This is a genomic window from Limobrevibacterium gyesilva, from assembly GCF_025989185.1.
In the GTDB taxonomy this organism is placed as follows: domain Bacteria; phylum Pseudomonadota; class Alphaproteobacteria; order Acetobacterales; family Acetobacteraceae; genus Limobrevibacterium; species Limobrevibacterium gyesilva.
The window spans coordinates 1-25,273 of the sequence record NZ_JAPDNT010000038.1; the positions used below are offsets into that span (position 1 = coordinate 1).

General features: G+C 64.8%; 26 protein-coding genes and 3 pseudogenes. 4 read left to right on the forward strand and 25 right to left on the reverse strand.

Translation table 11 applies throughout. The annotated features are described in order from the left end of the window. Window positions 1-734 precede the first annotated feature (734 nt). The 8 genes and pseudogenes from OL599_RS23100 to OL599_RS23135 all read right to left on the reverse strand — a co-directional run bounded on the left by OL599_RS23100 (window position 735) and on the right by OL599_RS23135 (window position 4,749). On the reverse strand, window positions 735-1,385 hold the full coding sequence (locus OL599_RS23100; RefSeq protein ID WP_264716405.1) for a PEP-CTERM sorting domain-containing protein: 651 nt from the start codon (window positions 1,383-1,385) through the stop codon (window positions 735-737). 243 nt (window positions 1,386-1,628) lie between these two features. Next, window positions 1,629-1,912, reverse strand: a pseudogene (locus OL599_RS23105) (CHC2 zinc finger domain-containing protein); the annotation flags it as partial. 261 nt (window positions 1,913-2,173) lie between these two features. Continuing rightward, window positions 2,174-2,575 carry a hypothetical protein gene (locus tag OL599_RS23110; protein WP_264716406.1) on the reverse strand — a complete coding sequence of 134 codons (402 nt, stop codon included), beginning with the start codon at window positions 2,573-2,575 and terminating at the stop codon, window positions 2,174-2,176. Window positions 2,576-2,602: 27 nt separating this feature from the next. After that, the gene (locus OL599_RS23115; RefSeq protein WP_264716407.1) at window positions 2,603-3,292 is read right to left on the reverse strand and encodes an SOS response-associated peptidase; all 690 of its coding nucleotides are present in this window, start codon (window positions 3,290-3,292) and stop codon (window positions 2,603-2,605) included. Further along, a complete protein-coding gene (locus OL599_RS23120) occupies window positions 3,285-3,914 on the reverse strand; it encodes an SOS response-associated peptidase (protein WP_264716408.1) in 630 nt (209 codons plus the stop codon). Before OL599_RS23120 ends, OL599_RS23115 begins: the two co-directional genes overlap by 8 nt. 19 nt (window positions 3,915-3,933) lie before the next feature. Then, window positions 3,934-4,278, reverse strand: a complete 345-nt coding sequence (locus OL599_RS23125) for a hypothetical protein (protein ID WP_264716409.1) — start codon at window positions 4,276-4,278, stop codon at window positions 3,934-3,936. A 3-nt stretch (window positions 4,279-4,281) separates the two neighbouring features. After that, window positions 4,282-4,491 carry a hypothetical protein gene (locus OL599_RS23130; protein WP_264716410.1) on the reverse strand — a complete coding sequence of 70 codons (210 nt, stop codon included), beginning with the start codon at window positions 4,489-4,491 and terminating at the stop codon, window positions 4,282-4,284. Window positions 4,492-4,548: 57 nt separating this feature from the next. After that, window positions 4,549-4,749: a hypothetical protein gene (locus tag OL599_RS23135; RefSeq protein WP_264716411.1), complete on the reverse strand. Its 201-nt coding sequence runs from the start codon at window positions 4,747-4,749 to the stop codon at window positions 4,549-4,551. A 267-nt stretch (window positions 4,750-5,016) separates the two neighbouring features. On the opposite strand from OL599_RS23135, the gene clpS reads away from it, so the two are divergent. Further along, window positions 5,017-5,409 (forward strand): ATP-dependent Clp protease adapter ClpS, encoded by a 393-nt coding sequence (clpS, locus tag OL599_RS23140; RefSeq protein ID WP_264716412.1) that lies wholly within the window; start codon window positions 5,017-5,019, stop codon window positions 5,407-5,409. Window positions 5,410-5,635: 226 nt separating this feature from the next. Here clpS and OL599_RS23145 read toward each other — a convergent pair whose 3' ends face one another. The 3 genes and pseudogenes from OL599_RS23145 to OL599_RS23150 form a co-directional block, all read right to left on the reverse strand. Continuing rightward, window positions 5,636-6,064, reverse strand: coding sequence for a carboxymuconolactone decarboxylase family protein (locus OL599_RS23145; RefSeq protein WP_264716413.1), 429 nt, complete (start codon window positions 6,062-6,064; stop codon window positions 5,636-5,638). A gap of 41 nt (window positions 6,065-6,105) precedes the next feature. Next, window positions 6,106-6,594 (reverse strand): carboxymuconolactone decarboxylase family protein, encoded by a 489-nt coding sequence (locus OL599_RS26195; protein WP_408886981.1) that lies wholly within the window; start codon window positions 6,592-6,594, stop codon window positions 6,106-6,108. 24 nt (window positions 6,595-6,618) lie between these two features. Continuing rightward, a pseudogene (locus OL599_RS23150) lies at window positions 6,619-7,340 on the reverse strand (IS5 family transposase). 158 nt (window positions 7,341-7,498) lie between these two features. Here OL599_RS23150 and OL599_RS23155 point away from each other — a divergent pair. After that, complete coding sequence (locus OL599_RS23155) at window positions 7,499-8,842, forward strand: IS1380 family transposase (protein WP_264716414.1); 1,344 nt, start codon at window positions 7,499-7,501, stop codon at window positions 8,840-8,842. Window positions 8,843-9,076: 234 nt separating this feature from the next. Then, window positions 9,077-10,145, forward strand: a protein-coding gene (locus OL599_RS23160; RefSeq protein ID WP_408886982.1) for an IS630 family transposase whose coding sequence is annotated in 2 segments (ribosomal slippage) — window positions 9,077-9,564 and window positions 9,563-10,145 — 1,071 coding nt in all. Because the reading frame shifts where the segments join, the coding sequence is not laid out codon by codon here. A 189-nt stretch (window positions 10,146-10,334) separates the two neighbouring features. Here the strand turns inward: OL599_RS23160 and OL599_RS23165 are convergent. Beyond that, complete coding sequence (locus tag OL599_RS23165) at window positions 10,335-11,609, reverse strand: extracellular catalytic domain type 1 short-chain-length polyhydroxyalkanoate depolymerase (RefSeq protein WP_264716416.1); 1,275 nt, start codon at window positions 11,607-11,609, stop codon at window positions 10,335-10,337. A gap of 141 nt (window positions 11,610-11,750) precedes the next feature. Continuing rightward, window positions 11,751-12,170 (reverse strand): CopG family transcriptional regulator, encoded by a 420-nt coding sequence (locus OL599_RS23170; RefSeq protein WP_264716417.1) that lies wholly within the window; start codon window positions 12,168-12,170, stop codon window positions 11,751-11,753. Window positions 12,171-12,199: 29 nt separating this feature from the next. Between OL599_RS23170 and OL599_RS23175 the strand changes: the two are divergent. After that, window positions 12,200-12,367, forward strand: a pseudogene (locus OL599_RS23175) (Tn3 family transposase); the annotation flags it as partial. Window positions 12,368-12,590: 223 nt separating this feature from the next. Here OL599_RS23175 and OL599_RS23180 read toward each other — a convergent pair. The 12 genes from OL599_RS23180 to OL599_RS23235 all read right to left on the reverse strand — a co-directional run bounded on the left by OL599_RS23180 (window position 12,591) and on the right by OL599_RS23235 (window position 25,248). Beyond that, window positions 12,591-13,347 (reverse strand): IS5 family transposase gene (locus OL599_RS23180; RefSeq protein ID WP_264716418.1). Its coding sequence is split into 2 segments (ribosomal slippage): window positions 12,591-13,026 and window positions 13,025-13,347, totalling 759 coding nucleotides; the frame shifts between segments, so codons are not numbered across the junction. 23 nt (window positions 13,348-13,370) lie between these two features. Next, window positions 13,371-13,829: a YciE/YciF ferroxidase family protein gene (locus OL599_RS23185; protein WP_264716419.1), complete on the reverse strand. Its 459-nt coding sequence runs from the start codon at window positions 13,827-13,829 to the stop codon at window positions 13,371-13,373. Window positions 13,830-14,011: 182 nt separating this feature from the next. Further along, on the reverse strand, window positions 14,012-16,618 hold the full coding sequence (locus tag OL599_RS23190) for a hypothetical protein (protein WP_264716420.1): 2,607 nt from the start codon (window positions 16,616-16,618) through the stop codon (window positions 14,012-14,014). Then, on the reverse strand, window positions 16,599-16,931 hold the full coding sequence (locus OL599_RS23195; protein ID WP_264716421.1) for a hypothetical protein: 333 nt from the start codon (window positions 16,929-16,931) through the stop codon (window positions 16,599-16,601). The genes OL599_RS23190 and OL599_RS23195 overlap by 20 nt, the downstream gene beginning before the upstream one ends. Next, a complete protein-coding gene (locus tag OL599_RS23200; RefSeq protein ID WP_264716422.1) occupies window positions 16,931-17,974 on the reverse strand; it encodes a hypothetical protein in 1,044 nt (347 codons plus the stop codon). The genes OL599_RS23195 and OL599_RS23200 overlap by 1 nt, the downstream gene beginning before the upstream one ends. After that, complete coding sequence (locus OL599_RS23205) at window positions 17,971-18,690, reverse strand: ABC transporter ATP-binding protein (RefSeq protein WP_264716423.1); 720 nt, start codon at window positions 18,688-18,690, stop codon at window positions 17,971-17,973. Before OL599_RS23205 ends, OL599_RS23200 begins: the two co-directional genes overlap by 4 nt. 3 nt (window positions 18,691-18,693) lie before the next feature. Continuing rightward, window positions 18,694-19,449 (reverse strand): ABC transporter ATP-binding protein, encoded by a 756-nt coding sequence (locus OL599_RS23210; protein WP_264716424.1) that lies wholly within the window; start codon window positions 19,447-19,449, stop codon window positions 18,694-18,696. A 1-nt stretch (window position 19,450) separates the two neighbouring features. After that, complete coding sequence (locus OL599_RS23215) at window positions 19,451-20,458, reverse strand: branched-chain amino acid ABC transporter permease (protein WP_264716425.1); 1,008 nt, start codon at window positions 20,456-20,458, stop codon at window positions 19,451-19,453. Next, window positions 20,455-21,339 (reverse strand): branched-chain amino acid ABC transporter permease, encoded by an 885-nt coding sequence (locus OL599_RS23220; protein ID WP_264716426.1) that lies wholly within the window; start codon window positions 21,337-21,339, stop codon window positions 20,455-20,457. The genes OL599_RS23215 and OL599_RS23220 overlap by 4 nt, the downstream gene beginning before the upstream one ends. Window positions 21,340-21,699: 360 nt before the next feature. Then, window positions 21,700-23,094, reverse strand: coding sequence for an ABC transporter substrate-binding protein (locus OL599_RS23225; RefSeq protein ID WP_264716427.1), 1,395 nt, complete (start codon window positions 23,092-23,094; stop codon window positions 21,700-21,702). 239 nt (window positions 23,095-23,333) lie between these two features. Beyond that, entirely contained in the window at window positions 23,334-24,332 is a 999-nt protein-coding gene (locus OL599_RS23230) for a complex I NDUFA9 subunit family protein (protein ID WP_264716428.1), read from the reverse strand. Window positions 24,333-24,445: 113 nt separating this feature from the next. Beyond that, a protein-coding gene (locus OL599_RS23235; RefSeq protein WP_264716429.1) for an IS5 family transposase occupies window positions 24,446-25,248 on the reverse strand; the annotation gives its coding sequence in 2 pieces (ribosomal slippage) (window positions 24,446-24,918 and window positions 24,918-25,248; 804 coding nt in all). Window positions 25,249-25,273: the final 25 nt, after the last annotated feature.

A 25,273-nucleotide genomic window follows, 5' to 3' on the forward strand; every position in this document is an offset into this window, starting at 1 on the left:
GATTTCAAGGATGACCGACATTGTTTCAGGTGGCGAGGTCATCTCTGTCGACGATTCGCTGAACCAGTACAAGCGAAACTGCACCGAAAGTGCGGAAGAGCCCCTTTTGCAGGCCGATTGACACCCTCGAACTCAAAGCGGCCTGAATACGTCAACCGCTGACGTCAAGGATGGTGATCCGCTGACGCTTACCGCTCGTCCGCAGGAAGGCCAAGCAATCTTGCATGTGCCGCCTCGCTCAGCAGCCGTCGTCTTGCCATCGCGTCATCTCCCGTCTGCGGCGCGTGGCTCGTCCAGCCCTGTGCGCCAATCGACCCTTGATGGCCGAGGTAGGACTGGTCCGAAATCCTGCATCATCGACCGCAGTGCGAGCCGGCCGGGATGATTGAGAGACAAAAAGCCGGACAGAGCACCTGTGTTGCCGGTCGGCTACGCCCAGGTCTGTGCTCTCGGCCAGAACATCGCCATGCAGCGGGACGCCCCCTCCGCCAAAGATCGCTGCTCAGGTGACAATGTTCACCGCGCGTTCCGGTCTATGGTGCGTAAAACGCACTTCCGTGTCGTGACCCCAAGCTGGTGCCAGAGCGCAGCTGATCGACCGGCGCGGCCGGGCAGTCTCGGTAAAATCTGTTATCAAGAGTAAACGCCGGGGCAGAAGAGGGGTTGCCGCGCCGACGTCATCCGTGCCGCCTTAGCCGGCTTTCGCCGCCGCTTGGAAGCCAAGTGATAATGGCTCAGTCTTTTGGCAAGCCCGGCTTTGAGCGCCGCCGCCGGATCAGCCCGAGTGCGAGAACCCCGGTGCCCATCAGGGCCAGGCTTTCCGGCTCGGGCACACCGTCCGACGTGAGGGTGATCGTCAGTAGCGGGTTTTCTACTTCCGTGAAGTCGTTCGGAATCTCCGGCCCGGTATCCGATGTGAAGGAAATGGTGAAGGCATTCACGAAGACGCTGTCATCCCCGATGGAACGCGTCCTCTCCGGCACCCTGAAGGTGCCGCTCTCGCCGGTCACCGCACCCGGCACACCAGCGACGGTCAGCCTGTCGGCCTGACCTGACCTGAAATTTGCGGTGAGCACCCTGAAATCATTCTCACCCTGGTCTGATGGCTCTGGGTCGTTCACGGGCGCATCGGAGGTGAGGATGCCGGTGATGAGGCTTACTTCGATGGTATCGCTTTCTCCCCCCAACCGGTCCGTCAATTTGAAAGTCTGCGGTTCGAGGCGGAAATTCACGCCGTTCGCGGTCTCCTCCGCTTCGAGGAGGCTGAAGGAGGACACCGGCACCGCCTGGCCGAGTATGTTCTCCATCACGACGTCGCTGGCCGCCTGTGCATGCGCCGAACCGGCGTCCAGTGCGCACCACAGTGGCAGCGCGCCGAAGACCATCCAATGTGCGCTTTTCATCATGCGTTCCCCCGGGTGTGACGGCGTGCCGCACACGGTGGCTGGGCGGGCCGAGGCCCTTTGCGCTGCGCCAGGCGTGGCGCTGAAAGTGGTGTTTGACCCGACCATTCATGTCCGGTCACGCTAGGGCATAATATTAGGATTCTCCGTGCCCCCGAGGCCAGACAATTCACGGAGGGTTGGGTTTAATTCCTAGTGGCCCGATCCTGACGCTTGAGCTCAGGGTTTCGGGACCTCCATCCCCGCGTGGGCCGCGAGCTGCTCGACGGCTTCGGAGAAGCCCACCCCCCTCGGTCCGCAAGACGAAGCTGATCACGTCGCCATGCTCACCGCAGCCGAAGCAGTGGAAAGCATCGTCGTAGACGGAGAAGGACGGCATCTTTTTGCCGTGGAACGGGCAGCAGCCCTTCATGTGTCGTCCGGAGCCGTCAAGCGGGACCTTCCGGCCGATCAGCGTGGTCAGCCGGGCGCGCGCGCAGATCCTCCAGGAAGGCGGTCGGAAACGCCATCATGCGACTCCTTAGCCCCAGACAGGGCGCGGGAACGTAGCATTTTCAGTTCATACCTTGGAGCGGCAATCTTGCGGTTGGCTATTCAGTGGCAGGCGGCAACCGATAAGCCGGATTATCACGCGCTAAATCGGTGGGACTCCGGCTGGTTTAGGGGGGCGAGTTCTGCATCTGACTTATGCAACGGAAAAGCACGGCCGGATCAACGGGCCGCTCTCGTTGCAGGTGTGTTGATCTTCGCAATCGTCAGGCGCGCTCCCGCTATTCGTCTTTGAGCCTGAACGTCGCAATCGGCGGGTCCACATACCAGGGCCGGATTGTGTCGCCGCCAGTATCGATCCCCAGCCAAAAGCCCCTCGCGGGTTCTTCGGCCCAGCCGGCGCAGCACGCATCGAGCGCCGCCGACAGGGCGTCCTCCCACAGCTTGGCCAGCCGGTGTTCTTCCTCGGTAATGTCGTTGATCGGCTGAAGGTCGCCATCCAACATGATGAAGTCCCGGCTGGCGTTCGCAGCCATGGCGGCTTCGAGATCGATGTCGCCGTCGCGGCGCAGCACCGCCTCCGCAGCCGATAGGCCGCGCGCAAGCTCGTCCTCCCGCGCGCCCTCCACATGCAGGATGAGTTTCGGGCGGGGTCGTCTGGGATCGTTCACGCCATCCGGCATCTCAGGTCCTCCGTCTTTCCTCGTAGGTCACAGAAGCCGGCCCGCGGGCCCCGCGGCGCTCTGCTGCGGATCGTCGGTCTTGCCCCCCTGGGCCACGATCCGCAGCGCGCCATCTGGCAATGGTCGTTGCAACTTCAACGCCTCCGCTGGCGGCGCCGTCATCCAGACATCAACTTCCTCGGTCGTGCGCAGGATTACCGGCATGGCCCTTGGGTGGAATGCCTCGATTTCAGAGTTGGGATCGATGGTCAGAAAGCCGAAGATGTCGTTGGTCGTCTCGCCTTCCTTGACTTTTCGTACCGATGTCGAGCGGGTCCAGATGCCGGCGAAACATGCCAGCGGCCGCGTTTCATCGAAGGCGAACCACACCGGAGCTTTGCCCCCGAACGTGCCGTTGTCGGGCTCGGCAAAGCTGTTGAACGGCACGACGCAGCGGCTTTCGACGCCGAGCCAGCGCCGCCAGTGCGGCGACCCAGGATTGCGCACGTTGGTGACGCCAGGATCGGAGTTCTTACCCTCAAGGAACTTGGGCGGCGTCGGCATACCCCAGCGCGCCATCGCCAGCTCACGGCCAGCGGCAGAGTTGCGCACGATCGGCGCGCTGTAGTCCGGGTAGATACCGGGCTGCGGCGGCAGGTTGCCGGTGTTGTCCACGCCGACCTTGAACAGCCGCCGGATCGCCTCCTGGTTCGTGGTCATGGAGTAGAGGTTACACACGGGCGGCCTTCCCACGATGTGCCGATGCCGCCGGCGACCTTCTCGCGCGGATCGGCTTGAGCACAAGCACGTCGTCGGCGGACGGCCGCAGAAGGGCCGCGGGATCACCAGGCGCCTCCCCAAGCCATACCGCCCAATCCGCCTCATCGAGCACCAGCGGCATGCGGTCATGAATTTCCGCGACGGCGCCGGTGGCCGACGTCGTGATGATGCAATAGGTGCGTTCGATCTCGCCGTTGGGGCGCCTGAACGCTTCCCACAGCCCTGCGATCGCCATCGGCTGGCCGTCGTTGCGAGAAATGGCATACCGCCGTCCCGGCTCGCCGACCGTCCGCCGCTGGTAGTATTCGGTCGCGGGCACGATCGCCCGGCGATGCCGGAAAGCATCACCAAACACGGGATGCGCGGCGACGGCTTCTGCGCGGGCGTGGATCGGTCGCGGCGCCTCATCAGGGTCTGTCGTCGCGTGCGGCAATAGTCCCCACGTCAGCCAATCGAGATGCCGCTGCCGCGTCTCGGGGTGCAACCGGATCACCTGTCCCGGCCGGCCGGGGCCGGCCCCCGATCCGAAATCGAGGCCGCCTTGCTCCCTGTCCGACCATCCCGCCGCGGTTGCCGTCATCGCTCTCAATCCTATTCGGTCACCACGAACGTGACGCCAGCGGCGGCCGCGGCCAGGGGTTCGACGTGTCCACGACCGTGACCTGGCGCAACTTTCTGGCGCTTTTTCCGTAGATGGCAACCTTCACCAGCGTCACCAGCCTTGGCCTGCCGCGGCACTTCCCTGCGCCACGGAAACCGTCGCACCGCAAGCGCAGCATGAGGTCGATAAGCCGCACCCGGGTGCCATGTTGCTTGGCCATGTAGTCCAGCGGCAGAACGCTGTGTCTGCGGCACCGCTCGCACTGGATATGGAGCCGCCAGCCCTTCATGTCGCCTATCGGCGTCGCCGGCACCGGGTCGGCGTTGAAGGACAGTTCGGGCATGAGTCACTGGCCGTGCCTCACGGGCGCGCGCACGACCTCCAGGCCGGCACCGTGCAGCGCCTCGACCAGATACTGCGCGCACACGCCGCAGAGGAGCATGTCGGCCGACCGCGGCAGCCGTCCACTGCGCGCGATCGCCGCCCGTAGCGTCTCGACCACCTCTTCGTCCGGCACCGCAGGGTGACGTTCGGGAAACAGGCTTTCCTGGATCATAGGGGCGGAACATAAAGAGAACCTCAGGGCCGAGTCGAGGCCGAAAAGCAGGCCGCGCTAGAAGTCGAAGCGAAATTGCCGCCGGTCGTAGATGGTGCGGCTGCGCCGACCGTCCGGGCGCTCGGTTTCGGTCGGCGGCTCGGGGCGCTCGCGGCGCAACCAAGCCTCCGTCCAGCGCCTCCGTCGCGCGGCATAGGCGGCCAGGAACGGTTCAATGAACGCCCGGATCGTAAGACTGGTCCTGCGCCGCTCCAGCATGGCGGATGTGCCTGCCTGTCCGAGTTTTGAGGATCGCCGTCTACAAATGGTACGACCGCGAGGGCTATGTTGCAAAACCTGCATACGCCTCGCCGGCGATGTTCCGCGGCGGCCCGAGGGGAGGGCCTTCGCACGCCTGGAGGATGCCGGCTCACAGCGGATGCTGGAGAAAGCCGGCTTTGAGCGGGTGCGGTTCGTCCCCGGAAGGAATCGAGCCGTACGGGCGACTTGGGAACCGCGGGCGCAAATGCAGTGCCAGGCGCCGCAATGCCTGGTGCCACCAACGTGCAAAACAGCCAGCCCGGCTTCCCATATGAGGCCGAACGGCTGGTTCTGATGACCGGAGCGTCGCCGATGAGTGACATCATCATCACGCCAAAAACCAGGATCCAGGTAAAATCCGACCGGCCCCGTCTTCACAAGGTCATCCTGGTCAACGACGACTACACGCCTCGCGAGTTTGTCGTCACGGTCCTGAAGGCGGAATTTTGCATGAGCGAAGACCAGGCGCAGCGGGTAATGATCACAGCACATCGGCGCGGGGTGTGCGTCGTCGCCGTCTACACGAAGGATGTCGCGGAAGCCAAGGCGACGGCCGCGACAGAGGCAGGTCGCCGCAAAGGCTATCCACTCTTGTTCACGACCGAACCGGAGGAATAGCCGTGAGCCACTGCGTCGGCCGGGTTCTGCGGATCGGCAAAGCAGATTTGAGACATTCGTCGCGGCCAGGGCGCTTGCCCGCGGCTGGAGGTGCAGCCGGGCGAGGAACATCATCCGCGCGTGCCAGGAACAAACTGCCGTCGAACGGCTTGCCCCGAACAAAATACGCCCGCTGGATCTTCGCGACCGTCTCCACAAGCGAAGTCGTGCGTGCTCGCCTTACCATTCAGGTAGCGGGAACCTTCGCGATCTCCTCATCGAGGATCGATATGGCAAAAGACAATGAATGCATACCGGTGAAGCACGCTAGCTCCAAGGTTTCCATGATCTCATCCACTGTAGCCCCATGCTCCATAGCCGCGACTATGTGGATACGCACTCCTGGCTCAAACAAGTGCGTTGCTGAACCATCGACCGCCACAAAGATCAGCTCGACCGTCTTCAAGTCCAGCGGGCCACTCGCGCGTACAGTAGCCCCGATGTTGGCGAACGCTGCGAGGAAGTCGGGATCGAGCACCAACATCGATGTAAAGTTCGGGGGCCAGTAACCACGTACCCTCACCCACTCATCCTGCACTTCCTTCGCTCGCGGCGACAGGTTGAGTAGGTCAAGGGGTTTGCCCATGCGATCCAACTCTTCCATCAGAATGGGCACTGAAAAACTCGTGGTATGGATGCCGAGGATCGAGATGAGACCTAGGACCTCCTGTATCTCTGCCCTCGTGGCACCCAGCCGCAGGGCATTGGGATATGTGCCCGAACGGCTGGTTCGTACATGTGGGTCATCGCGGCATTGACTGCGATCGAGATCAGTTCCTTTGTCTTCGGCGCTAGCGGGCCACGTCGGTAAGGCACCGAGCTGAAATTGAGAAATGCCTCGAAGTACTCCGGGACAGCCCGGAGCACGGAGTCCCACATCGGATTCCAGGAACCTCGCACGCGTACGAACTCGTCCTTGAGGCGGGTCTGTGCTTCAGTGAGATCGGACATTTGCTGGATGATCCTTTTGTCTGACTTCTCCTCAACGTCTTCGGTCGATAGGCCAGGACGTATCTCGCAGACGAGCCTTCCAGTTGGCTGGTCCTCCCTTCTACCTGATCGGTTGGACGAAGTCCTCCATAACCTTTTAGGCCGGTCTGGGAACCTCCGAATGGTTCCCATAAGACGTATCGAGTCCAGATTCATGCTTCTTGGACGAGAAGAACTCGGTTACCAGGTCGCGTGGACAAAGCCGATCCACAGTTTGATTGCGGCGAGCTTGGCGAAGCCGAGGAAGCTATTTGCGGTGTGGTCGTATCGGGTGACGACGCGTCGGCTGTTCTACAGGCGGTTGATGAAGCGTTCAATCCAGTTGCGAAGCGCGTAGAGGGTGCGGTTGACCGAATGCTGCACGCGGCGGTTGCTTTTGGTCGGGATCTCGGGCGTGCTCGCCACGAGCTCGGACATCCTCACGGATGGCGTCGCTGTCATAACTGCGGTCGGCGAGGAGCACGTCGGGATCGACGTCGTGCTCGGCCATCGGGTCGGCGAAGTCGGTGCTGTCGTGGGTCTCGCCGGGCGTTAGCAGCAGCGCCACCGGACGACCCTCAGCGTTGGTCCGAAGGTGGATTTTGGTCGAGAAGCCGCCGCGAGAACGGCCAAGAGCCTGGTTCTCAGTCCCCTTTTGCCCCGGCTGCACAGTGGTGTGCCCGGACGATGGCGCTGTCGACCATTTGCATCGCCTCACCACCTCCGCCCTCCGCAAGCGCCGCCAGCAGCAGGTCCCACAGGCCGCTTGTCATCCAACGGCGGAACTGGCGATGCACCGAGTTCCAAAGCTCCTCCGGGAGGTCGCGCCATGGCGCGCCGGTGCGCGCTATCCAGAAGATCGCGTCAAGCATCCGCCTGTGGTCCCGTGGTGGGCGTCCCCGCAGCGCACCGGTCTCGATCACGAACGGCTCAAAGAACGCCCACTCCTCGTCGCTTAGCCGCCCTTATTCATGGCATGGCGGGGATTCGCTTGGCGGGTGTCGCGTAAGCGGCTGATCTTGTTTGCGGATTGGGTGTTGAGACCGATCCACTCACCCGATCATTGCGAGCCACACCCGCCATGCACGACGATACGATTGAGCCGTTCGGGCTTCCAGCCGTCGGACGCAAGAAAGTCACTGCTGCGTTTGATGGAGGGCGCATCACCTCCGACGGTGGCGTGATGCTGCTGGCCACCGCCGAGCGACACATGGGAATCGCCCAACGGCTGGCGGCATTGATCGCCGACCCGCGCGATCCGCTGCTGGTGACGCACAGCGTCGCGGACATTCTGCGCGCCCGCATGCTCGCCATTGCCTGTGGCTATGAGGACGCCGATGACCTCGATCATCTGCGCACTGATCCCGGCTTTAAGTTGGCGTGCGGGCGCTTGCCCGACACCGGCAACGATCTGTGCTCACAGCCGACGGTGTCGCGCTGGGAGAATGCGCCCACCCTGCGCGAGGTGGTGCGCATGACCTACGCCATGATCGACACCTATTGCGCGAGCCACGCCTGTCCTCCTGCCGCCGTTACGCTGGAGCTCGATGACACCGTCGGTGTCGTGCATGGCCATCAGCAGCTGCCGCTGTTCAACGCGCATTACAACGAACGCTGCTTCCTGCCGATCCGTGTCTACGACACCGCGACCTCCCGCCCGGTGGCGGTGCTGCTGCGATCCGGCAAGACGCCATCTGGGGACGAAATCCGCCACCATCTGACGCGCCTCGTGCGGCGTATCCGCAGCCATTGGCCGACCACGCGACTGACCATCCGCGGCGATGGTCACTACGGCCGCCCCGAAGTGATGGCATGGTGCGAGGCCAATGCTGTGGACTTCATCCTTGGCCTGCCGGGCAACGCCGTTCTGAGCCGCCTGGTCGAGACCGCCGCCGACGATGTCCGCGTCCGTCGCGCCGAGGCCGCCGCGCCGGTGCTGCGCCGCTATGCCGAGACCCGCTATGGCGCCAAATCCTGGGGTCGCGAGCGGCGCGTGGCGGCACGGATTGAAGCCACAACTCAGGGCTTGGACATCCGCTACGTGGTGACCAATCCCGACGTCGGCAGCGCCGAGTGGCTCTACGACACACTGTATTGCGCCCGCGGGCAGGCCGAGAATCTGATCAAGCTGCACAAGAGTCAGCTCGCGTCCGACCGCACCAGTTGCCGCTCGGCACGCGCCAATCAGGTGCGTCTCGTGCTGCACACCGCGGCTTACTGGCTGATGCTGACGGTGCGCGACGCTATCCCCAAACCTGAGAGCCTCGCGACGGCCGAGTTCACCAGCTTGCGGATGCGTCTGCTCAAGATCGCCGCCCGCATCACTGAGACCGCCACACGCGTGCGCCTCGCCTTCGCCGCGGCGTGCCCCGAAGCTGAATTGTTCCGCGGGATCGCGCGCAGCCTCCAGCTCGCCGGACCGTGACAGGCGGGGCAATCGCCCCCGAACTCACCCGATCCCCACAACCCCAACGCCCATCATGAACCGGACCGAAATCGCGATGAAACAGGCGCCACGCACGTCCGCGCTCCGCGCTCACGCAGCCACAGGAGCGACGACCGGCCGAATAATACCAGCGGCCTGACGTGTTGACTCGAAAGTGAATTGGCGCGGCTCGGCGGGTTGTGATTCGCAGTTCCTGCCATGATGGGGGCTGCGATGACGGTTGAAATTACCCGCACGGAGCATTCGTCGGCGGACCTGCGTCGGTCGGCGGCACGGAGTTCGGATGCGCGCGCGTCGCGCCGCATGCCGGCCATAGCGCTGCTCCTGGAGGGCTGCGGCCGTGGCGAAGCGGCGGAGCAGTGCGGCATGGACCGCCAGACCCTGCGCGATTGGGTGCATCGCTACAATGCGGAGGGGCTGCCCGGACTGTCGAACCGGCCGCACGCGGGGGCGCCGCCGCGCAAGCTGAACCCCGCGCAGGAGGCGGCGGTCGCGGCGTGGGTCCGCGACGGTTCGACGGTTGAGGAGGATGGTGTGGTGCGTTGGCGTTTGGTCGATCTGCGCGCGCGGATCGCCACACATTTCGACGTGCACCTGCACGAGCGCAGCGTTGGCAAGCTGCTGCACCGCCTGGGGTTCCGGCGGGTTTCGGTGCGGCCTCGGCACCCGCAGATCGACCTCGCGGCACAAGAGGCACACAAAAAACTTCGCCGACTTGGTCGCTGCCGCCATCCCCGAGCATGCTCGCGGCAAGCCGGTCGAACTGTGGTGGCAGGATGAAGCGCGCGTCGGGCAGCAAGGCAGCCTGACATACGTCTGGGCGGATCGCGGCAGCAGGCCGCCCGCACCACGCGATCAGCGTTACGGCTGGGCCTACATCTTCGGCGCCGTCTGCCCGCAACGTGGCGTTGGCGCCGCACTCGTGCTGCCACACGCCAATACCGACGCCATGAACTTGCACCTGGCCGAGATCAGCAGCCAGGTCGCTGCCGATGCCCGCGCCGTGTTGATACTGTACGGGGCCCGTTGGCATCAGACAGGCGATCGCCTGCGCCTGCCCGCCAATATCAGCCTGCTGCCCTTACCACCCTATTCGCCGCAGTTGAACCCGATCGAAAACATCTGGCAGTTCCTGCGCCGGAACTACCTCAGCAATTGTGTCTTCGACACCTACGCCGCCATCGTTGACGCCTGCTGTAGCGCCTGGAATGCCCTCGTTGCTCACCCAGACCGGATCAGATCCATCGCAAGCCGCGCTTGGGCACAAGCAGTCAGTGCGTAGGGCCGCTGGTATAAGACGGGCTAGCAGACGGTGGGGCTGCTGAAGATCATGTCCTTTTCTGCTTCCGATGATCAGCTCGTGACATAAGGATGGGACGGCGAAAGCCGATGGAGTCGCCAATGCCTGACTGCCGCTTCCGGCGCTCTCGGTTGATAACTCCGGCCCCAGGTCCGTGGCCGACCCAAGTTCTCATGGCCCCTGACCACAGTCGTTTTCGTGCTGAAGGAAGAAGCGGAGCATCTCCCGCGTGGCATCAGGGCCGCGCGGATCGGTGTAGGAACCGGCGGGGCTGCCGCCGAACCACTTATGGCCGGCTCCATGGACCACCCACTGTTCCAGAACCACCTTGCCGTTTGCATCGGCATGCGTTGTGACGCTGTAGGCATGACCGCCAGACACCCGGCCTTCCGTTACCCTCCGGTCAAGCGGGGTCTCGGGCATGGAATGTGCGATGACCGAATCTCCATTGAGCGGATGGACCGTGGTGTCCCGGTCGCCATGGAACACGATCGTCGGGACGGGCCGGCAGCGCACTTCGCGCGATGCCGTGCCGGGCCTGTATGTCGGTCCACCTCCTCCCTGCCGCATGGCGGCAAAGGCCGAGGGCAGATCTTGCGCCGCGCCGCAGGCAAGACCCGAATGCACGCCGACCGCCGCGAAGAGGTCGGGATAGGTGCTCCCCATGATCGCCGCCGCGGCGCCGCCTGCGGAAAGCCCGGCGACATAGATGCGCCGAGGGTCGACAGCGTATTGCCGCATCACCTCGCGAGTGATCCCCGCGAGCAGGGACGGCTCGCCCCGGTCGCGCCCCTGGTCGCCGGCGCTGAACCAGTTCCAGCACTTCGAACTGTTGGCGGCCACCGTCTGTCCTGGATAGACGACCAGGCACGCATGTTCCTCGGCCGCCGCGTTCATCCGGGTGCCCGCTGCGAAGTCGTCGGGCGACTGCGTGCAGCCGTGCAGCATCACGATCAGCGGAACAGGCTCGCCGCAATAACTGCTGGGTATGTAGAGCTTGTAGGGACGGCTGCCGGTCTGGTTCATGAACGTCGCCGACAGGAACAGCGCCCCGTCCGCAACCGCGACGGGCGTCTCCGCCGGGAGCGGACGAACCATACCGCCCGAGAGCGGCTGAAACGTGCCGCTTGTTGCCTGATCAATGAAGCTGCGCAGCGCCTCGGGCATTGCCGCGTGCGTTCTTCCGCCCGCTGCGCGGGATGCGGACTGCTGGGCAGCGCCGCTGCCGGAAGCCAGCCGTGCGTGGCGCCTCACCTCCACCGTCTCGGCCGGCTCCACCACCACGCCGTCGATGGTGGGCGGTTCGCGCTTCCCTGACGGATGCTCACCAGGGGGCGCCATGTGGCCTTGGAGCACGCGCTGCAGGAGCGCAGTCGCTTCGGTAAGCCGGCCCGAGCGGGTCAGGCGCGTTGCCTCCAGCACATCACGAAGTGATGCGGCATTCATGGGCTGAGCTCCGGGTTCGGAGACCAACAGGACCCTCGAGGCCCTGACGGACTCGTGTTGGAAGGAGGTGTCGGGAAATTCCGCCGTTGCTTGCGCACAGCGCCGGCTCATCGCGACAAGCATTCGATGCGACTCATCGAATCAGCGTGTCCGATCGGCGAGCGCCGCGCGGACAGCTGGACTTGTGTGAAACGCACCCAAGACCGAAACGGAGGTGATCGTGGCGCGTGCCAACTCGGGCGTGACATCTGGCGCGATGCTCACCAGACCAAGCACATTGATCTGCAGCATCTCTCCTGCAGCGCGCGCCCGTTCGAGGTCGGCACGGCTGTAGTGGCGTAGACCGAGGTCCAGGGTCTTCCGCGTGACGGATTGGCGGAGCACGTCGGCATGCCGATCGATCTGGTTGCGGATGGCGGTGCGGATGAAATCCGTTCGATTGGAGTAGAAGCCCTCCTGGACCATCAGATCGATTTGACCGAGATCCACGTAACCCAGGTTGATCGTGATCTTTTCGCTTTCCGGAGACTTCGGGCGAAGGTTCTGAACGTTCGTCGCCATGCGTTACCATCCCTGTGCCATCTGTATGGATGGTAACTCATGTTGTGGACGCGTGCCAAGCGGGGGCACGGAAGCGTGATAGGATGCCCGGATCAGCACGCCGAATGTCGGTCGCGGCGCATTGGGACGATGTGCTGCGGCTGACCGTCTCGGTACGGACTGGGACAGTCAGCGCCTCGCTCATGCTCAAGCGGCTGGTTCCGTCAGACTTCGCGCCACTGCTCCTGGCGGAGGAGGGCTGACCTGGCTATACGGCCGCTCGTCACGGGAGGCAGAGTGGATGCGGTGCTTGGAATGTGGGTCGGTGCAATCACCGAGCGGCCCGAACGCACCGTCCAGGGATACCGTCGGTTCCGCTGCCGCACGTGCGGCAAGCAGTTCAACGAGCGCAGCGGTGGTGTGCTAAACTAGGGCCTGTCGTCAATTGAGCCAGATAGCTGCTGCGGTCAGATGGACGGCGGCGAGGAAGTTGCGGGCGGTCTTGTCGTAGCGGGTTGCGATAGCCCGGAACTGCTTGAGTTTGGCGAAGAAGTTCTCGATCAGGTGGCGCTCCTTGTAGAGATGGCGGTCGAAGTCTCGCGCCGCGCGCCGGTTGGCCCTGGGTGGGATGACGGCGGTCTTGCCGGCGTCGGCCAGCGGCTGAAGGACGCGCTCGTCGGCATCAAACGCCTTGTCGGCGATCAGCATGCCGGCTTGCATCTCTGGCACGAGGTGGTCGGCGCCGACGAGGTCGTGTGCCTCGCCGCCAGTCAGAAAGAAGTGGACCGGATTGCCCAGCGCATCGACCAGGGTGTGGATCTTGGTGCTCAATCCGCCTCGGAATCGCCCGATCGCCTGATTTTCACCGGCTTTTTTGGGCGCCGGCACTATGCTGATGAGCGCGCACGATGGTGCTGTCGATCATCGCGTATTCGTTGTCGGCGTCAGCCGCGAAATGCGCGAACACCCGCTCCCAGACGCCCAATTTGGCCCAGCGGCTGAACCGGCGATGCACATTTTTCCAATCGCCGAACCGCTCCGGCAAGTCGCACCACGGAATGCCGGCCCGGTAGCGGTAGAGCACCGCTTCGACAAACAGTCGGTTGTCGCGTGCCGGCACCCCGACCGAGCCTGCACGGCCCGGCAAAAGCTCTTGAATCCGCTCCCATTGATCGTCCCGCAGGGCATAACGCCGCATCAGTCAGCCTCCAAGCTGACCGCCTATGAATCGAATAACTTGCCGCGCCGGAATCCCCTATTTTGACGACAGGCCCTAGACTGAAGCAGCGCAACCACGTCCCCCCTGCCCACAGCCGTTGCCCAAGCGATCAGGGCGCCATAGCGGGCCATTTCGTAGTGCTCGACAGCCTGTCCGCACGCGATCAGGCTGGCATCGCGTACCGAGCTTGCCTCCTTGGCGTCGTCCAATAATTCTTCGCGCTCTTCGATCAGACCCTTGATCGCTTCGCAGGTAACGCCCTGCGCGCGCTTACCGAGCGCCTCGAACACCGCCTGGAGGCGCTCCGCCTGCCCCTCAGTTTCCTCTCGATGAGCCGTGAACGCCTGCTTGAGCTGGTCGTTTTGGGCCGCCTTCGCCATTTTCGAGAGCGTCTTGAGACGCTGACGCTCGGCGAAATAAATGTCCTCGAGCGTGTGCAAGAAGAGATCATCAAGTGTCATTACAAATTCCTTATGGAATAGAGACTGAGGTAGTGCCCGTCCTGCAGCAATTTATAGGCCGTGGTGACGCCGACCAACCCGCCGCCCAACGCCACTATGCGCATGCAACCCTCGTTACAAGGATTCATCACAGGTCCATTCGCCTAATGTTATCCGCGCACCGACCGTCAAGGCGGTTCCGCTCAACTGCCGTCCGCAACCCTGAAGGGGATTCGCGCAATCTCGGGGTTCATGGCATTGCCGCCGACATAAACCGCGGTCTGCACGGTGTAGTCGCCGGGTGCGAGCCTCCCCTTGAGCCCCAGGCGAAAGCTCGCGTCGGTGGCGAGGTCGCCGGTGCCGGCCAGCGCCACACGGCCATCGGCGGCAAGGACGAGATATCGGCAGACCAGGACCGGGGGCAAGGGACTCGTGGCCAGGGCGGTTGCCAGCGGCTCGCGAACGATCTTGTAGCTGCGCTGGAACTTCATCACTGTCTCGATGTCGACCGAGAGCTTCAGGCCCTCGTCGGCTGGCTCGATGCGCGTGATGAAGCCGCGGCGCGGGATCGGTAGAGAGTCGAACGAGCCGACCCCCAGCGGATAGCGCAGATCGCGGAACGCCTCGACGGTGACCGCTTGGGGCGACCAGTCCTTCAGCCGGTAGGGGCCATTGGTCACCAGGAAATGGCCGTGCGCCCGGGAGAAAGCGCCAAGCGCGGCCCAGCGTGCACGCGCTTCTTCGGTCGTCACGAGACCTTCCAGACCGACCGGCCGGTAGCCGTCACGCGCGAATGCGTCAACCAGCTCGGCAAGATGCGCCCTCAAGGTTGGCGAGCGCACCAGGTCAAGCCATTCGACCCCGCGCCGCGCCGCCTCGGCGCGTGAAAAGGCTGCCCATCCCCGATGCACCGCCTCCTCCATGAGCGCGATGACCGTCCAGGGCATCGTGCTCCAGGGCGGAGCCAGGGCAGCCATCCGCTCAGGATCGTCGGTGGCCAGGTCGGCGTAGAGCTCGACGATCAGCAGTTCGCGCGTAAAGGTGACGTCGCCGAAGCTGGTGGATTTTGAGGTTGTGTCGACTCCGACGATACGGACGCCCACGAGCCGCGCACGGGCGAAGGCAGTGACCGCATCGACCACGGGATCGTAAGGCGCCCCCTCGCCGCCATCCCGCGTGCTCCAGCGCCACGCGAAGACATAGGGGTAGAGCAGGTCGGCGGCGGTCATTCGGGTGCCGTCATGGAAGGTGGAGCCGAGGGCCCGGAAGGTCAGGGCGAGCCGCGCGGTTCGGCTTGGCCCCACGGCGTGCAACCGGCCGGTGCCCGGTTCGGGGATGAGCGCGCCGGGCGGCACGGCGACGAGCGCTGCAGCCGGGTCCAGCGTGGGACCTGAACTGGTCTCGACGATCGGCGCGGCCACGATGGACAGGCTGACGACCGTGTAGGCCACCATCAGCGCGGTCATCGGGTACTGGCTCGCCAGCGTGCGGCGCGGAGAGTCCAGCGTCGCCAGCGCCGTCCGATGGGCCAGATAGACCGCCGCGATGTGGCCCGCAACGATCGCGCCGACCGCGCAATACCAGTCGAACCGGGCGCCGACGACGGCGATATCAACCCTGTAGCCCGCGGTGCCCAGCAGGTTCCAGCCGAAGCCGAACGGATCCGACGCGAGCGGGATGACGTATTGCCCCTGGATCAGCAGGAAACTGAGATAGTGCGCGAGGTGGTAGCCGATGGCGATGGGCACGAGCGTGAATGCGAAGCGGCGCGCAAGCGTGCCGGCCGCGGGCCAGCCTCCCGCGACTTTCTGCATGACAGCGCATGCGGCAAGGTACGTGCCAAGGAACAGCAGCCAGACCGCGAGCAGGCCAAGCGTCCTGGCGATCATCCGGCTCGCCGTTTCCGAACCCGCCACTGCGCCGACAACGATGTTCTCCAGCCTGGCCCAGACGGGTGTTGCCAGTGTTCCGTCGAAAACCACCGAGGAGAGCAGGAACACCACGAACGCCGTCATTGAAGCCGAGGCCGGCTCATCATGCCGTCGCGGCGGCCCGAACGGCGCGAAGCGGGCAAACGCGCCAAAGGCAAGTGCGAACGCCTCGCCACGCGCGAGCCATACTGCGCGCCCGAACAGCGCCATGCCAGTCCAGGTAACGAGCGCATAGCCAAACGCCAGCCAAGCGATGGCGGCCGGCAGCGCCGCATAGGGGAACACCAGCTCGGTCCAGGAGAAGGCGAACAGCAGGATAAGCCCCGGCCAGACGCCGAGCCTATCGGGATAATGCACGCCCGTCGACAGTGCCCGGCCGGTCAGGCGCCGCCAGAGCAGTTCCGACCAACCGAACACTGCGGCCAGGGGATGGATCCGCGCCCAGATATTCCCGAACAGGGCGGAGACATAGACCAGGCCGACCCAGCCGATTACCCAGACCGCGGTCGGGGCAAGGTTCATCAGCGAGTTCTGGTTGCCGAACCAGCCCGCCGCCACCACCAGCGCGTACACGGCGACCGTCAGCACCTGACCGGCCAAGGTCGCGACCGGCCACTGCTTGCCGGGCGCTGCGATACGGGGCGCATGCGGCAGCGCACCCGCAAGCGGCCGGTGCACGAACAGGGCGATGATGACGAAGGACACGACCACCGCCGCGGCAGCCCCTGTCAGATAGAGCGATAACGGAACCGGCAGGTCGTAGCGCTGGCCGAAGCCATGGGCGCTGGCAGGCACCGCGGCGCCAAGCAGGCCGGCGCCCGCTACCGCAACGAGCGCCGCCTCGCGCGGCCACGCGGGTCTATTTCGGATAAACTTCAAGCACTGCAAGCGGTGCGTCCTGATGCCCCGGGGTGCCGGGATTGTGGATCTCGATCGTGAACCTGCCCGTCGCATAGGCCGTGAAGCGGGCCTCCGCCGTTTGCCCCGGCAGCACCTGCCATTCGATATCGTAGCCGTGCAGGTGCACGGTCAGCGGCCGGTCGGCACGCCAGCGCAGCCGCACGGCGTCACCTTCATGAACACGGATCGTCCGCATCGCCTCCGGCAGGGAACCGTGCTCGATCGCCAGCACGAAGGTCTGCTCGGACGCGGCGAGCATGAGCAAACCAACGAGTGTGGCGCGCAAGGCCATTATCGGACGCCGATCCGGTTGACGTCGGCGAAGCGATTCAAGATCCAGCCATCGCCATAAGGCGCGGGAAACGCGGCGGGATCACCCAGGGCCGACCAGATCAGGCGACCGGCCGGGTCGTTGAAGCCGGCGATGGGATTCCAGGCCGCCTCCGACCGCGTCGCGATGCCGAGCCGGAGCCAGCCGTTCCATGGAAAGTCCTTCAGCTTCACCGTGCGCAAGAATACGGGTGAATCCAGACCCAGGAGCGAGTCAAAGCCGACGTTCTCGACGCCTGCAGAGAACTCGGTATTGAAATACTCCTTCTTTACGGTATAGCCGGCGATCATCCGGCGGCAGCCCTGGGTCAGCAGGGTCACCAAGCTGCGCTCAAGGGTGAGGCGCCTCTCCTGCCCATCATAGCCGCCCGCCTGGAGGTTCTGGACGATCTCCGACGCGCGCTCCCTGTCGTCGTTATCCAGTGCGGGGTTGAGCAGCCGCCAAGCCTGCCACCAGCCCGATTTGACCCAGGGAGGCCCGAGCCAGCCGTTCAGGCTTATCAGGTCGGAGGCGAGCAGCTCGGCGGCATCGATCTCTTCGACCGTAGCCGCGACCTCCGGCGGCGCCGCAGCGGCCTGGAGAACGCGCGTCTTGGCCGCGTCCGCCAGATCGGACTGCTGCAGGTAGTCCGCGTGGAACGGCGTCACGGGATAGGGATGCAGGACGAAGCCGTCGCGCCGCCCGGCGAGACGGCGGACCGCGGCCCGTGCGGCCGCACAGCTGTCCGCCGCCGTTGCTGGCTCGACGGTCACGACGACGAAGCTGCCGAGCGACTCAACGCCGTCTACCGTCTCGGGCACAGCGCCGATGAAGCGCGGGGAGCCGACATAGGCATGGATTTCAGCAGTGGGAAGCATACGTGCCGCGGCGGGTGGGTCGATCGTCTCGACGCGCATCTCGTGTGGGTAGAACGAGGGATAGATGGGCACCTCATGGCCGCCTCGGGCCATGGGAGAGACTGCGAGTGACGCGACCAGGATCGCGAGCGGAACCGCGCGCATCATCCGCGCAGCGTGCGCATGACATCCTCGTTGGCAAGCGCGTCCTGCGGCGAGCCGTGGAAGATGATCTCGCCGCGGTCCATGGCATAGAGCCGGTCCGCGACCGCCGCCGCGTTTACCAGGTTCGATTCGGCAATGAGGATCGATATGCCCATCTGCTTGATCGTAATCACGGCATCGCGGAACCGGCCCACGACTGCCGGCGCCAGCCCCTCGAACGCCTCGTCGAGCAGCAACAGGTAGGGCGACAGCGCCATCGCCCGGGCGATTGCCACCATCTTCTTCTGGCCGCCGGACAGGTTGAGCCCGCGCCGGTTGAGGAGAGGGCGCACCTCAGGAAATACCGAGAACATCCGATCCTCGATGTTAACCTCGGCACCGTCGCCGCGGGCGCGTACCGCCTTCTCGGACAGCCAGCGGCTCATCATCAGGTTCTCGGACACGGTGAGGTCGGGGAAGATGCTGGCGCCCTCCGGGGCATAGCCGATGCCGCGCCGGGCCCGCTTGTAGGCGGGCAGCCGCGTCATGTCCTCGCCGCGGAACCTGATAGCGCCCGAGCGCACCGGTAAGAGGCCGTTGATGCTCTCCATGGTCGTGGTCTTGCCGGCGCCGTTGCGGCCCACGAGGCACACGACCTCCTGCGCGCCCACGTTGAGCGACACGCCGTTCAGCACGTGGGCGGGGCCGCGGAAGGTGTTGACGTCCTCGATCTCGAGCATGGCTCAGCCCGGCACGGCGGCGCCGAGAAGCACGGTCGCCACCTCCTTGTTGACACGGATCTCCGCCGGCAGGCCATCGGCGAGGAAGGCGCCCTCGTGCATGACCACGATCCGGTCGGAGTATTTGAACACGATGTCCATGTCGTGCTCGATCACTACCGCGGTGACAGTGCCGGCGCGTACCACGGCCGAGATGGTATCCATGATCTGCGCCTTGTCGCGGGTGCCCACGCCACTGGTCGGCTCGTCGAGGAACAGGATCTTGGGCCGGAGCGCGTAAGCCACAGCCACGTCGAGCAGCTTGCGCTCACCCTGAGCGAGGCCGCCGGCGAGCAGTCTGCGTTTGGTATCCAGACCGAACAGGCCCAGTACGTCCATCGCCTCGGTGCGCACCTCCCGGTCACCCTCGGCGAGGGTCGCGAGATTCCGGGCCTTGCCCTCGCGCGAGAAGATCGCGAGCGACACATTGTCGAGCACGGTCAGCCTATCGAACAGGTTCACCAACTGGAAGCTGCGGGCGATCCCGGCGCGGATGCGCTGGAACACCGTGGCCTGGGTGATGTCACGACCCTCGAAAAGGACCTGGCCGGTATCGGGCCAGAGCTGGGCACTAATCAGGTTGACGAGCGTGGTCTTGCCGGCGCCATTCGAGCCGACCAGCGAGAGGAACTCGCCCTGGTTCACGGTGAAGTTCACGCTGTTGACGGCGCGGAAGTCGCCGAAGCGCTTGGTCAGGTTCACGGTCTGGAGCAGCGCCACGTTAGTCAGCCCTCTGGGGCCACAAGCGCCCGATGAGCTGCGCCAGGGCGCCCACTATGCCGGTCGGCAGCACGAGCACAAGCACAACGAGTACGACGCCGAGCAGTATTTGCCAATATTCGGTCGTCGCCACCGCGTAGGTCTTGAGGAAGGTGAAAACGATGCCGCCGACGATCGGGCCAGTGAAGTTGCGGAAACCGCCGAGCAGCGTCAGGAACACGATCTCGCCTGAGAACGGCCAATACAGGATATCCGGCGTCGTCAAGCCGTTGAGCGGCACCCACAGAACGCCAGCGAGTCCGGTGTACACGCCCGAAATCAGGAACGCGACCCAGCGGAACCGGCGAACGCGCAGGCCGAGAAAGGCGGCGCGGGTCTCGTTGTCGCGGATCGCCTGCAACGCCTTGCCGAAAGGCGAATGCACGATCATCCACATCACCAGCACGCAGACCACGAACAGCACCAGCACGTAATAGTAGTAATACGAGATGAAGCGCGGGAAACCGCCGCCAGTGTAGGTGAGCATCCCGCCAAGCAGCGTTGGCCGCGGCACCCGCAGCCCATCGCTGCCACCAGTGATCCAGAACAGCTTCAACGCGAGGCTCCACAGCACCTGCGACAACGCCAGCGTAAGGATGCCGAAGAAGATGCGCGTATGGCGCACACAGATAAAACCGAACACGGCCGACACGATGGCCGACAGCGCGAGCCCGCATAGGATGTACGCCTCCATGGAGCGGACCCCGAGATCCTGCGCCATGAATGCGACCGCATAGGCGCCGGTGCCGAAATAGGCAGAGTGGCCGAACGACAGCAGGCCCGTGTAGCCGAGCAGTAGATTGAAGCCGAGGCCCGCGATGGCAATGATGAGGCCGTAGGCGAGGAGCAGGGTCTGGTACGAGTTGGCAAAGCTCGGCACCAGCGCCAATAGGACCGCGATTGGGACAGCGATCCCCATTAGGCGGAGCTGCGGCAAGGCAGGGCGCGGCGTGCCGGTGAGCGCGATCATGCCGTACCGAACAGGCCGGTGGGCCGGACCAGCAGAACGATGCCGGCGATCAGATAGAGCACCGCAAGCTCGACCTCGGGGAAGAACTGGATCCCGGCAGTGCGCACGAAGCTGACGATAAGCGCGCCGACCAAAGCCCCCTTGAGGCTGCCAAGGCCGCCGACCACGACCACTACGAAAGCAAGCACCAGCGCATCGACACCCATGCCAAGCACCGCCGCCTGGCTTGGCACGACGATGGCGCCGCCGAGTCCGGCCATGAAACAGCCAATCGCGAAGGCGAGGATGTAGACCCGCCCGACGTCGAGGCCGAGTGCGGACGCCATGCGGCGATCCTGGGAGGTGGCGCGCAGCATCACTCCGAAGCGGGTGCGGTACACGAACGCCCAGAGTCCGAGTGCTGCGATCCCGCCGATGCCGATAACGACGAGATTGTACGCTGGATAAAGCTGGCCGAGGATGCGCACGATCGGCAGCGCATCCACGACCGTATCGGCCGTCAGCGGCAGCCCGCCCCATACGAAGCGCATCACGTCCTCGAGGATGAGCAGCAGGCCGAAGGTGACCAGCAATTGGTATTCTTCGGCGCGTCGGTAGAGCGGCCGCAGCAGCGTCGGCTCGATCACCGCGCCCACGAGAGCCACGGCCAGCGCCCCGATTGGCATCAGCAGGAACAGCCAGATGGCGGAAGCGCCAGAGCCACCCGCGATCGCGCGGCCGATCAGCCAGGCCGTTATGTAGGCGCCAAGCGCATACAGGCTGCCATGCGCCAGGTTGACGATGTTCATGACGCCGAAAATCAGGCTCAGCCCTGCTGCAATCAGGAACAGGACCGATGCGTAGAACAACGAGTTCAGGATCTGGATAGCCAAGATTTCCATGCAGTCGCCAAGCGCTCACGCAGTGGTCCGTCACGCTGGGATGGCGCACCGAAAAACATAGACAGCACAAGTATGTCCTGCCCGCGACGGTTTGCGGACATTACGTGGACACACAGGCGGCTGAGAACAAAAATTGAGGTCCCGAACTAAAAATTCATGCGCCGAACATGCGGTCCGGGACCTGGCTCGTCGTTCTCGATAGCCAGCTGCTTCCCTTCGTCCGTCGCGACATGCAGCGAAGTTCGCAACAGAACACCACAGCCTCGTCGCTGCAGACGAACAGGCTGCGGTACATGTTCCGCGAGCAGTTTCATCGGCGCGGATGGAAGCGTTGCGCATTCCATCCGCGCCGATGTCGCTCTAGCCGGCGGCCTTCGGCCAGGTCGTCTTGATCCAGTTCGCCGCCGCGGTCGACTCGTTATGGCTCGTGCCGGGCTTCGGCCAGCCGGCCGGCGCGCTGATGTTGCGGATCGGGATGGTGATGATGCGCTCGGGATCCAGAACGGGGAACGGGTAGTCGGCCGTGTTCTTCGAGAATCCGGTGACCGTGTCCTTGTACCCCTGGTGGTTGTCGGGCCGGATGTAGAGATAACCCGCCGGCGTATCCATGCCGAGGCCTTCGATCTGCCCGATAATCGCCTCGTCCCCTGGCCAACCGCCTTCCAGTTTGTTGGCCCGCTCGATCGCGGTCTTGAGCACATAAAGCGAAGTATAGGCGCCTTCCGCCTCGAAGTTGGGATACTCGTTCCAGCGTTTGAAGTAGCGCTGCACGAAACCGGCGTTCTCCGGCCAGCGATTTCCGCCCGGATAGGTAAAGTGGTAGTTGGCGTGCACGCCAGCCAGCACACCCTCCGGATGGTCCTTGCCGATCGCATGTGGCGCGACGCCGAACGCGATCGTGCTGGCAACTTTCATCTTATCGAACAGGCCGTAACGAAGGGCCTGTTTGTAGAACGCGACGTAGTCGCCTCCCCAGACCGAGCAGATCAGCAGGTCGGGATTGGCCGATAGGGTCTTCGTGATGTGCGGCGTGAAGTCGGTGGTACCCAGCTTCGGCCAGCTCTCGGCAACCGACGCGGTGCCGGGCAACAGCCGTTCGATGGCGAGCGAGAAATGCTCAGCGGCGTTCCGGCCATAGCTGTAGTCCGGGTGCAGATGGGCGATCTTGCGGACCTGGGGCCATGTCTGGGCGACGCCAATCGCGGCGGTGATGCCGTCGGCGGATTGGATGTTGGTGACCCGGAACACATATTTCGGGTTCGGCACCGCCTTGTCGAACAGGAAGTCGGTGCAGCCATCGGTAAGTATGGTCAGTACCTTGAGTTCCTCCGCGACCGGCCCCAGCGCGGGGCTGGTGCCGCTCGAGATGACTCCGGTGAACATGTCGATGTTCTCGGACAGCTTCAGGCGCCGCAGCTCCTTGACGGCGGCGTCGGTGCCTGCGGCCTCGTCCGTGGTCAGCGTCACGATCTTGCGGCTGCCCAGAAGCCCGCCCTGGGCGTTGATCTCCTCGGCGGCAAGGGTGTGTCCCTTGAGCGACGGCTCGCCGAGTACCGCGGCTGGCCCGGTCAGGAAGGTCATGTGACCGGTCTTGAAGGGCGTGTCGGGAATCTTGCCCTTCGGCGTGATACCGGCGCGGGCGACGCTGTACGGGACGATGCCCGACGCCCCCAGGCCGGCCCCCAGCCCGGCGGCTGCGCCAACCGTCACGCCCAATGTGTTAATGAAGCTCCGTCGATTGACTTGCCTATCCATGGGTATCTCCCTCCGGGACGGCCGTCTTGTTTTCTTAATTGAATAGTATGGAACGCCTTTCAGACGCCATCAACGCTTCTTTTCATGGCAAACACGGCCACAAGGGGCCCGCATCGACAGGTGGATTGTCCCGCTGGTTGAGACCGACGGCGATCCGCTGCGAATCGAGCTCGTCGGCGAACTGAGGGCCATGCTCCGGCTGGCGGTCCTGGTCCGCGTCCCCCGCCGAGGACCGCCTGTCAGCGTCGCGGCGCTCTGCCTCCGCCCGCCATAGCGAGCACCACCTCCTCGAGCGCCGTCCACTCGACGTGCAGATCCCGCAGGCCGGGCAGATCCTGGGAGGCGACGTTGTCGCGCCGCATAAGCGCGACCTGGTTGCGCGTGAGCGACGCGCCGGGCATGAACTCGGACAGGAAGGCCAAGGCTTCCCACAGCGCGAACGGCAGCGGGAGGAGCGTGGCACGGGTGCCGATGCAGCCGGCGATGCTCCGGACGAGCTCCGCATAGCTGTACAACCGAGGGCCGCCAAGCTCGTAGCAGGGATGGCCGGCATCGGCTGCACACCCGACGATCCGGGCGATTGCCTCGGCGACGTCGTCCACGTGGACGGGCTGCAGACACGTCCGGCCCCAGCCGAAGAGAGGATAAACCGGCAGCGTCCGCAGCAGCCTCACCAGCGTCGTCAGGAAGTGATCGTCAGGCCCGAACATGACCGATGGCCGGACGAGTGTCGCGCTGGGGAAGGCCTCTCGGGCAGCGATCTCGCCTTCACCCCGGGAGCGGATGTAGTCCGACCGCGAAGCCGGATCGGCGCCGATGCCGGAGACATGGACCAGGCGCTCTACGCCGGCCTCGCGCGCCAGCCGGGCAGTGCGCGCCGCGGCCTCGACATGGACGGCGCGGAAGGTCTCGTGGCCCCCGCGTTCGACGTAGAGGCTGACGGCGTTCACGGCCCCGTAGGCTCCGGCGAGCGCCATGGCGACCGAGACCTCGTCGTTCACATCGGCTCCGATCGCGTCCACACCCACGACGTCCGGCCCGAAAAGCGACGGCACGCGCTCCGGGTGGCGCGAGGCGGCTCGCACCCTGAAGCCTCGGTTGAGCAGATGCCGGACCACCCGATGCCCAAGGAAGCCGGTCCCGCCAAGGACAGTGATGACCCTCCCGCGCTCCGGTAGGCCATGCCCGAAGCGTGCCGGCGCGGCAGTCACCTGTACCGCCGCAGCCGCTGGTGCCATCCTCCGACGACCTGCGTCCTTGACATCCCTTGTCTCCTCTACTCGCGCCGGGTGGCTTTCTCCATATCAGCGGGGAGGCCGGCCGGACTGCCGCCGGCGGCTAAGAACGCCTTTCAAAACCTTCCTTGTAGTGCGTTGAAGCAGATGAGTGAGCACGTGATTGAGGTGAATGCGTGATGAATGTCGAGTCTACGCTCGTATCGGGTAACGAGGCGGCGGAAGCGGCTGATCCAGGCGAAGGTTCGCTCGATCACCCATCTGTGGCGGCCGAGCTTCTGGCTGGTTTCGATGCCGCGCCGGGCGATGCGCGGCTTGATTCGACGTTTGTGGCAGGCACGGCGGCAGCGCCGGTGGTCATAAGCCTTGTCGGCATGGAGCTTGTCTGGTCTGCGGCGTGGCCGACCGCGCCTGCCGGCGATGGGCGGAACCGCGTCGAGCAGTTGCTCGAACGGCAGGCTATCGTGGACGTTGGCGCCAGTCAGGACGAAGGCGAGCGGAACGCCGCGGCGGTCGGTGACGAGGTGGCGTTTGGTGCCGGGCCTGCCTCGGTCGGTCGGGTTCGGGCCGGTGGCGTCACCCCCTTTTTGGCGGCGATGGACGAACTGTCCATGCAGGCCCGGCTCCAGTCGATCCGCTCGGCATCGCGCAGCCTGTGCAGCAACTCACGATGCAGCCGGTCCCACACCCCGGCGGCCTGCCAATCGCGCAGCCGCCGCCAGCACGTCACGCCTGATCCGCACCCCATCTCCGCAGGCAGCATCTCCCACGGGATGCCCGTGCGCAGGACAAACAGGATGCCGGTGAGCGCCGCACGCGCCGGCACCGCCGGGCGACCGCCCTTTGGCTTTGCCGCAGGGCGAGGCAGCAGCGGTTCGATGATCGACCAAAGCGGGTCGGATACCAGAGGGGTGGCCATTCCCCTTCATGAATCACCCGGCGCG